Source organism: Streptococcus sp. k-378 (assembly GCF_013277505.1).
Classification (GTDB): domain Bacteria; phylum Bacillota; class Bacilli; order Lactobacillales; family Streptococcaceae; genus Streptococcus; species Streptococcus pseudopneumoniae.
In genome coordinates, this window is sequence record NZ_VMNC01000048.1 from 18,901 (window position 1) to 27,243 (window position 8,343).

An 8,343-nucleotide genomic window follows, 5' to 3' on the forward strand; every position below is an offset into this window, starting at 1 on the left:
GCCTTGCCTCCTTTTTCTATTTTTCCCTCATAATGGTACATAAATGGAGATTTTTAGGCATATTTTTGGTATAATAATACCCATGAAAGAGCAAGAAAATGAATAGTAGGTGGAGATGGAAAAGTATTTATCGGTAACAACTTTGACCAAGTATCTGAAAATGAAATTCGATAAAGACCCATACTTGGAACGGGTCTATTTAACTGGTCAAGTTTCCAACTTTCGTAAACGACCTACTCACCAATATTTCTCCCTAAAAGATGACCATGCAGTTATTCAAGCGACCATCTGGTCTGGGGTTTATCAGAAATTAGGTTTCGACCTAGAAGAAGGAATGAAAATCAATGTGATTGGGCGTGTGCAGGTCTATGAACCAAGTGGTAGCTACTCCATCATCATTGAAAAGGCTGAGCCTGATGGGGTTGGGGCGCTTGCGATTCAGTTTGAACAACTCAAGAAAAAATTGACAGAAGAAGGCCTGTTTCAAGAACGCTTCAAGCAAGCTCTGCCCCAATTTTCTAAGAGAATTGGTGTGGTAACCAGTCGCAGTGGAGCCGTTATTCGAGATATTATCACGACCGTCAGCAGGCGCTTTCCAGGTGTCGATATCCTACTTTATCCGACTAAGGTGCAAGGTGAAGGCTCTGCCGAGGAAATTGCTAGAAATATTGCGCGTGCTAATCAAGGGGACGATTTGGATTTACTCATTATTGGTCGTGGTGGTGGTTCCATAGAGGATCTCTGGGCCTTTAACGAAGAAATTGTGGTACGAGCTATTTTTGAATCTCGTTTGCCAGTTATCTCTAGTGTGGGGCATGAGACGGATGTGACCTTGGCAGATTTTGTGGCAGATAAACGAGCTGCAACACCAACGGCTGCTGCTGAACTAGCCACACCTGTGACCAAGTTGGATCTATTAGCTCATTTGCAAAATCAAGAAAAACGAATGGCAACAGCGGTCCGAAATGTCCTATCTAAGAAACAAGAAGCTTTGAAAAAATGCAGTCAATCTGTTATCTTTAGACAACCAGAACGTTTGTATGATGGCTATATGCAACGCTTGGATCAACTGCAATTGCGTTTGAAACAAAGTTTGCGAACACGGATTTCTGATAACAAGCAATTAGTCCAAGCAAGGACGCATCAACTGGTTCAATTATCACCTGTTACCAAAATCCAACGCTATCAAGACCGTCTAGGCCAGTTGGATAAGCTCCTCCGTAGCCAAATGGCGCTGGTTTATGATGCCAGGGTTGCTGAAGTCAAGAGACTTTCAGAAGCCTTGTTGATGTTGGATACCAGTCGAATCCTGGCGCGTGGTTATGCTATTGTCAAAAAAGAAGAGTACGTTGTAGATTCGGTTGAGAGTTTGAAGAAAAAAGACCAAGTAACGCTTTTGATGCGAGATGGTCAAGTAGAATTAGAGGTTAAAGATGTCAAAACAAAAGAAATTTGAGGAAAATCTAGCAGAACTGGAGACCATTGTCCAAAGTTTGGAAAATGGTGAAATTGCTCTGGAAGATGCGATTGCTGCCTTTCAAAAGGGCATGGTCTTGTCAAAAGAACTCCAAGCGACGCTGGACAAGGCTGAAAAGACCTTGGTCAAGGTCATGCAAGAAGACGGAACAGAAAGTGATTTTGAATGAAGAAGCAAGAAAAATTAGCTCTTGTCGAGTCAGCCTTGGAAGACTTTTATGGAGGCCAGCAGTTTGCCTCTAGTTTGCGAGAGTCTGTTCTCTATTCCATTCATGCTGGTGGCAAGCGTATTCGACCTTTTCTCTTGTTGGAAGTTCTGGAAGCCTTGCAGGTGGCTATTAAACCAGCTCACGGGCAGGTGGCCGCGGCCTTGGAAATGATTCATACAGGGAGTTTGATTCACGATGACCTTCCTGCTATGGATGATGATGATTACCGTCGGGGACGCTTGACCAATCATAAGAAATTTGGTGAAGCTATGGCCATTTTGGCAGGAGACGCTTTGTTCCTAGATCCTTACGCCTTGATAGCGCAGGCAGATTTGCCAAGTCAGATTAAGGTAGACTTGATTGCCAACTTATCCCTTGCTTCAGGAAGTCTGGGTATGGTAGCAGGCCAGGTTTTGGATATGGAAGGCGAACACCAGCACTTGTCTTTGGAAGAACTCCAGACCATTCATGCTAATAAGACTGGAAAACTGCTAGCCTATCCCTTCCAAGCAGCTGCTATCCTAGCAGAATTGGCACCTGAAATGCAGGCAAAGCTGAAAACTGTGGGTGAATTGATTGGACTTGCTTTTCAGGTCAGAGATGATGTACTGGATGTGACTGCCAGTTTTGAGGAGATCGGCAAGACACCTCAAAAGGACCTGCAGGCTGAAAAATCAACCTATCCTGCCTTGTTGGGCTTGGAAGAAGCTATTGCCTTTTGTAACCAGACTTTGGATCAAGCTAATGCCAAATTAGAAGAAATTGCCCAGCAGGTTCCCTTTGAGATAGAATCGATTGTAAGAGTAGTAGAAAGTTTGAGAATCAATGGCTAAGGAAAGAGTGGATGTACTAGCTTATAAACAGGGCTTGTTTGAAACGCGAGAACAGGCCAAGCGCGGTGTCATGGCTGGTCTAGTCCTAGCAGTCCTGAATGGAGAACGGTTTGACAAACCAGGAGAGAAAATTCCAGATGACACCGAGCTAAAACTCAAGGGTGAAAAACTCAAATATGTTAGTCGTGGTGGCTTGAAACTGGAAAAGGCCTTGCAGGTCTTTGATTTGTCAGTGGAAGGAGCTACAACGATTGATATCGGGGCCTCTACTGGAGGTTTTACCGATGTTATGTTGCAAAATGGTGCCGAGTTGGTCTTTGCAGTCGATGTTGGTACCAATCAGTTGGCTTGGAAATTACGCCAAGACCCAAGGGTTGTCAGCATGGAGCAGTTCAATTTCCGCTATGCTGAAAAGACTGATTTCGAGCAGGAACCGAGCTTTGCCAGTATTGATGTGAGTTTCATTTCCCTTAGTTTGATTCTTCCGGCCTTGCACCGTGTCTTGTCTGATCAAGGGCAGGTTGTGGCTTTAGTTAAGCCTCAGTTTGAGGCAGGTCGAGAGCAGATCGGGAAAAATGGAATTATTCGGGATGCTAAGGTTCATCAACATGTCCTTGAATCTGTCACAGCTATGGCAGTAGAGGAGGGCTTTTCAGTCCTTGGATTGGATTTTTCTCCCATCCAAGGTGGGCATGGAAATATTGAATTTTTAGCGTATTTGAAAAAAGAAGAGTCAGCAAGCAATCAGGTTCTTGCTGAGATTGAAGAAATAGTAGAAAGGGCGCATAGTCAATTTAAAAATGAATAAAAAAGAGAGACTTGAAAAAATTAGACGATTTGTGACAGATTATCAAATCGGTACACAAGAAGAAATTGTAGAACATTTGAAAGAGGCAGGCATCACTGCCACTCAGGCGACAGTATCACGTGATATCAAAGAGCTAGGCATTGTCAAAATTCCTTTGAGAGACAACACCTATGTCTATGAATTGCCAAAATCAATCGTAAAAAGTTTGCAACTAGCTGAATATAATATCGAATCGGCTCAATTGATGGACAAGATGATCAATCTCCAAGTTATTCCAGGAAATACGGCTTTTGTAAAAGCTCAGTTAATTGAGACTTTTGCGGACAAGATTTTCAGCTGTTTGGCTGATGATAGTTCGATTTTAGTCATGGCCAGAAGTGAAAGTCTAGCTGAGGAAATCTTTGAACAAGTAAAAAAATGGTAGGTCTATATGTTACTTGAAATTTCGATAAAAAACTTTGCCATTATTGAGGCTATTTCCCTCCATTTTGAAAAGGGGATGACAGTCCTGACTGGTGAAACGGGTGCAGGGAAGTCGATTATCATTGATGCCATGAATATGATGTTGGGAGCTCGTGCGACGACAGATGTTATTCGTCATGGTGCACCAAAGGCAGAGATTGAGGGGCTTTTCTCAGTTGAGAATAGTCGTCTTTTACAGGAAATTTTTGATGAGCAAGGTTTAGAATTAGGTGATGAAATTATCATCCGTCGGGAAATCTTGCAAAATGGTCGGAGTATTAGTCGTGTCAATGGCCAGATGGTTAATCTGTCTGTTTTGCGTGCTATTGGGCAACATCTGGTGGACATTCATGGTCAGCATGATCAAGAAGAGTTAATGCGTCCCCAACTGCATATTCAGATGCTGGATGAATTTGGTGATACAGCCTTTTGGGACTTGAAAGAAACCTATCAGACGAGTTTTGATGCTTATCGAAAAATGCGCAAGCAGGTTCTGGAAGTCAAGAAAAACCAACAGGAACACAAGGCACGTATCGAAATGTTGGAATTTCAAATGGCAGAGATTGAGGCAGCCAACTTGCAAGCAGGTGAAGACTTGACTCTCAATCAAGAGCGTGATAAACTGCTCAACCATAAAAATATTGCGGATACACTGACCAATGCCTACAGCATGTTGGACAATGAAGATTTTTCAAGTCTGGCCAATGTTCGTTCAGCCATGAATGACATGGAAAGTGTTGAAGAGTACGACCCTGAATACCGTGAAATTTCAAGCTCACTGTCTGAGACCTACTATGTCTTAGAAGATATTAGCAAACGTTTGGAAGCTATTATAGAGGACCTTGATTTTGATGGCAATCGTCTCATGCAGGTTGAGAATCGTTTGGACCTCCTTCATACTATTACCCGTAAGTATGGTGGGACTGTAGACGATGTCTTGCTTTATTTTGTAAAGATTACGGAAGAATACAATCTCTTGACAGGTAATAACCTTTCGTCTGAGGACATGGAAGCAGAGCTTAAAAAATTAGAAGTCAATCTTGTTGATTTGGCAGGTCAGCTTGCATCTGCTCGTCATGACTTGGCTCAGCAATTAGAATCTGAGATTAAACAAGAACTGCAAGACCTCTATATGGAAAAAGCCCAGTTTCAGGTTCGTTTTAGCAAGGGCAAATTCAGTCGTGAGGGAAATGAAATGGTTGAGTTTTACATTTCAACCAACCCTGGTGAAGACTTTAAACCCTTGGTCAAGGTTGCATCTGGCGGAGAATTGTCTCGCCTCATGCTAGCCATTAAGTCTGCCTTTTCACGTAAAGAAGGCAAGACAAGTATAGTCTTTGATGAGGTGGATACAGGAGTTTCAGGCCGTGTAGCTCAGGCTATTGCGCAGAAGATTCACAAGATTGGTCAGCATGGGCAGGTTCTGGCTATTTCCCATTTACCACAAGTGATTGCGATTGCAGATTATCAATTCTTTATTGAGAAGATTAGTAATGACCATTCAACAGTTTCGACTGTTCGTCTCTTGACGGTTGAAGAGCGAGTGGAAGAAGTTGCTAAGATGTTGGCAGGTGATGATGTGACGGAAGCAGCCCTGACGCAAGCCAGAGAATTGTTGAGAAACAGGGAGAAATAAGATGACAGATTATTATGTAATTGGAGATGTTCATGGAAAAGCTGGGATGCTGGAAGACCTTCTCAAAACATGGGATGGTCAGACCCAGTTGCTCTTTCTAGGCGATTTGATTGACCGTGGTGAGGATAGTCGCCGTGTTCTAGAGATGGTTAAGGACTTGGTCGATAATCAAGGGGCGATCTGTTTGTCAGGAAATCACGAGTATATGTTTTTGACTTGGCTCGATGCCCCAGAAGAAAGCTATGACCACTATCGTCGTAATGGTGGAGATACAACCATTAATTCTATCCTAGGTCGTCCCTTGGATGCACCAGTTGATGGAGTTGAGGATGCCAAGCGTGTTGCCACTGAAGCGGCAGACCTGGTCGAATTTATTCGTCAAATGCCATTTGTGGTGGAGACAGACAAGTATATCTTCGTTCACGCAGGTATTGATTTAACCTTGGATGACTGGCATGAAACCACAGATTATAAAAAGGTTTGGCTTAGAAAACCATTCCACGAAGCAGAAAATCATACTGGGAAAACTATTGTCTTTGGTCATACACCGGTTTATGGTTTGTTAAAGCAAGACCGAGGTACAGCTGAGCTTTGGACTACAGAAGATGGTAAGATTGGGATGGACGGAGGAGCTGTTTATGGTGGTGTCCTTCACGGGATTGTCTTTACAGACCAAGGGATAACAGAACATCACTTTATCGAAAATGACGGCTTTGTCGCTGAAGATTAGTACTCCTAGCAGGGTATGGTCTTGTCAAAATGTCAAAAACAATTTATAATAAATAGATACCCTGAAAGGAAGAGACTCATGAACTTAGAAGAATTGAAAAAACGACAGGAGAAGATCCGTAACTTCTCTATTATCGCCCATATTGACCACGGGAAGTCGACTCTAGCAGACCGCATTTTGGAAAAAACTGAGACAGTCTCCAGTCGTGAAATGCAAGCTCAGCTTTTGGATAGTATGGATTTAGAACGGGAACGTGGGATTACCATTAAGTTAAATGCCATCGAGCTCAATTATACTGCAAAAGATGGGGAAACTTATATTTTTCACTTGATTGACACACCAGGACACGTAGACTTCACCTATGAAGTTTCCCGTTCGCTAGCTGCCTGTGAGGGAGCGATTTTGGTGGTCGATGCTGCCCAAGGGATTGAGGCTCAAACCCTTGCCAACGTTTATCTGGCCTTGGATAATGATTTGGAAATCATGCCAGTCATTAACAAAATTGACCTGCCTGCTGCAGACCCTGAGCGAGTGCGTACAGAGATTGAAGATGTCATCGGTCTAGATGCCAGTGAAGCAGTTTTGGCTTCTGCCAAGGCTGGTATTGGTATAGAAGAAATTCTAGAGCAAATTGTAGAAAAAGTACCAGCACCAACGGGTGATGTGACGGCGCCTCTTAAGGCTTTGATTTTCGACTCAGTTTACGATGCTTACCGTGGGGTTATCCTCCAAGTGCGTGTCATGGATGGGGTGGTCAAACCTGGCGATAAGATTCAGCTTATGAGCAATGGCAAGACCTTTGATGTGACCGAAGTCGGTATCTTTACACCCAAAGCAGTTGGTCGTGATTTTCTTGCGACTGGGGACGTTGGTTATATTGCGGCTTCTATCAAGACGGTTCAGGACACTCGTGTGGGTGATACCGTTACCTTGGCAACCAATCCTGCGACAGAGCCATTACATGGTTACAAACAGATGAATCCTATGGTCTTTGCGGGTCTCTATCCTATCGAGTCAAACAAGTACAATGACCTACGTGAAGCCCTTGAAAAATTGCAACTGAATGATGCTAGTCTTCAGTTTGAACCAGAAACATCTCAGGCTCTTGGATTTGGTTTCCGTTGTGGTTTCCTTGGACTTCTTCATATGGATGTTATCCAGGAACGTTTGGAACGTGAGTTCAACATTGACCTCATCATGACAGCTCCGTCTGTTATCTATAAGGTTAATTTGACCGACGGTGAGTCTATGGATGTGTCAAACCCATCTGAGTTCCCAGACCCAACTAAGATTGCGACCATTGAAGAGCCTTATGTCAAGGCGCAAATCATGGTACCACAGGAGTTCGTCGGAGCAGTAATGGAGCTAGCTCAGCGTAAGCGTGGGGACTTTGTGACTATGGACTATATTGATGATAACCGTGTCAATGTTATCTATCAAATTCCTCTTGCTGAAATTGTCTTTGACTTCTTTGATAAACTTAAGTCTTCGACACGTGGTTATGCAAGCTTTGACTACGAATTGTCAGAATATCGCCCATCTAAGCTGGTGAAAATGGATATCCTTCTCAACGGAGACAAGGTGGATGCCCTCAGCTTTATCGTTCACAAGGATTTTGCCTACGAACGTGGGAAACTCATCGTTGATAAGCTCAAGAAAATCATCCCTCGCCAACAATTTGAGGTTCCAATCCAAGCAGCAATTGGACACAAGATTGTCGCTCGTACTGATATTAAGGCCCTTCGTAAGAACGTACTTGCTAAATGTTATGGTGGTGATGTTTCTCGTAAACGCAAACTCCTTGAAAAACAAAAAGCTGGTAAGAAACGTATGAAAGCTATTGGATCAGTTGAAGTCCCACAAGAAGCCTTCCTCAGCGTCTTGAGCATGGATGAAGAATAAGTTATCAGAAATGCCTTTCCTTGTTCACAGGAAATGTATATAAGAATCAATAGTAAAGCAGGCTTTAATGGCCTGCTTTTTTATAAACTATCAAGAAATCGGAGAAAATAATGGTATAGTAGATTGAAACTAGAATAGTACACCTCTACTTTTAAAACATTGTTAGAAATAGATTTGACTGTCCTGATAGATTTGCCCTGTTCTTATTTCATTTCACTATATTTTGGTGCAATAAGTGAAAAGTAGTCCGAATAATATAAGGATTGATTTTATTGTTTTTAAACTCA

8 protein-coding genes are annotated in these 8,343 nt (G+C 42.8%); all 8 read left to right on the top strand.

Annotated features, from left to right (window positions below):
- Window positions 1–115: 115 nt before the first annotated feature.
- Entirely contained in the window at window positions 116–1,456 is a 1,341-nt protein-coding gene (xseA, locus tag HT719_RS05605; RefSeq protein WP_172928513.1) for an exodeoxyribonuclease VII large subunit, read from the top strand.
- A complete protein-coding gene (locus HT719_RS05610; RefSeq protein WP_000043226.1) occupies window positions 1,434–1,646 on the top strand; it encodes an exodeoxyribonuclease VII small subunit in 213 nt (70 codons plus the stop codon). Before xseA ends, HT719_RS05610 begins: the two co-directional genes overlap by 23 nt.
- Entirely contained in the window at window positions 1,643–2,518 is an 876-nt protein-coding gene (locus HT719_RS05615) for a polyprenyl synthetase family protein (protein ID WP_172928515.1), read from the top strand. Before HT719_RS05610 ends, HT719_RS05615 begins: the two co-directional genes overlap by 4 nt.
- Complete coding sequence (locus HT719_RS05620; RefSeq protein ID WP_050205636.1) at window positions 2,511–3,326, top strand: TlyA family RNA methyltransferase; 816 nt, start codon at window positions 2,511–2,513, stop codon at window positions 3,324–3,326. Before HT719_RS05615 ends, HT719_RS05620 begins: the two co-directional genes overlap by 8 nt.
- On the top strand, window positions 3,319–3,750 hold the full coding sequence (locus tag HT719_RS05625; protein WP_001034403.1) for an arginine repressor: 432 nt from the start codon (window positions 3,319–3,321) through the stop codon (window positions 3,748–3,750). The genes HT719_RS05620 and HT719_RS05625 overlap by 8 nt, the downstream gene beginning before the upstream one ends.
- A 6-nt stretch (window positions 3,751–3,756) precedes the next feature.
- Window positions 3,757–5,424: a DNA repair protein RecN gene (gene recN / locus HT719_RS05630; RefSeq protein WP_172928517.1), complete on the top strand. Its 1,668-nt coding sequence runs from the start codon at window positions 3,757–3,759 to the stop codon at window positions 5,422–5,424.
- 1 nt (window position 5,425) lies between these two features.
- Window positions 5,426–6,154, top strand: a complete 729-nt coding sequence (locus HT719_RS05635) for a metallophosphoesterase family protein (protein WP_172928519.1) — start codon at window positions 5,426–5,428, stop codon at window positions 6,152–6,154.
- 78 nt (window positions 6,155–6,232) lie between these two features.
- Window positions 6,233–8,056 carry a translation elongation factor 4 gene (lepA, locus tag HT719_RS05640; protein WP_001047210.1) on the top strand — a complete coding sequence of 608 codons (1,824 nt, stop codon included), beginning with the start codon at window positions 6,233–6,235 and terminating at the stop codon, window positions 8,054–8,056.
- Window positions 8,057–8,343 lie beyond the last annotated feature (287 nt).

What these genes read in the sequence shown, in the direction of transcription:
- xseA (WP_172928513.1), top strand. Translation starts at nt 116, where the DNA reads ATGGAAAAGTATTTATCGGTAACAACTTTGACCAAGTATCTGAAAATG.
- HT719_RS05610 (WP_000043226.1), top strand. Translation starts at nt 1,434, where the DNA reads ATGTCAAAACAAAAGAAATTTGAGGAAAATCTAGCAGAACTGGAGACC.
- HT719_RS05615 (WP_172928515.1), top strand. Translation starts at nt 1,643, where the DNA reads ATGAAGAAGCAAGAAAAATTAGCTCTTGTCGAGTCAGCCTTGGAAGAC.
- HT719_RS05620 (WP_050205636.1), top strand. Translation starts at nt 2,511, where the DNA reads ATGGCTAAGGAAAGAGTGGATGTACTAGCTTATAAACAGGGCTTGTTT.
- HT719_RS05625 (WP_001034403.1), top strand. Translation starts at nt 3,319, where the DNA reads ATGAATAAAAAAGAGAGACTTGAAAAAATTAGACGATTTGTGACAGAT.
- recN (WP_172928517.1), top strand. Translation starts at nt 3,757, where the DNA reads ATGTTACTTGAAATTTCGATAAAAAACTTTGCCATTATTGAGGCTATT.
- HT719_RS05635 (WP_172928519.1), top strand. Translation starts at nt 5,426, where the DNA reads ATGACAGATTATTATGTAATTGGAGATGTTCATGGAAAAGCTGGGATG.
- lepA (WP_001047210.1), top strand. Translation starts at nt 6,233, where the DNA reads ATGAACTTAGAAGAATTGAAAAAACGACAGGAGAAGATCCGTAACTTC.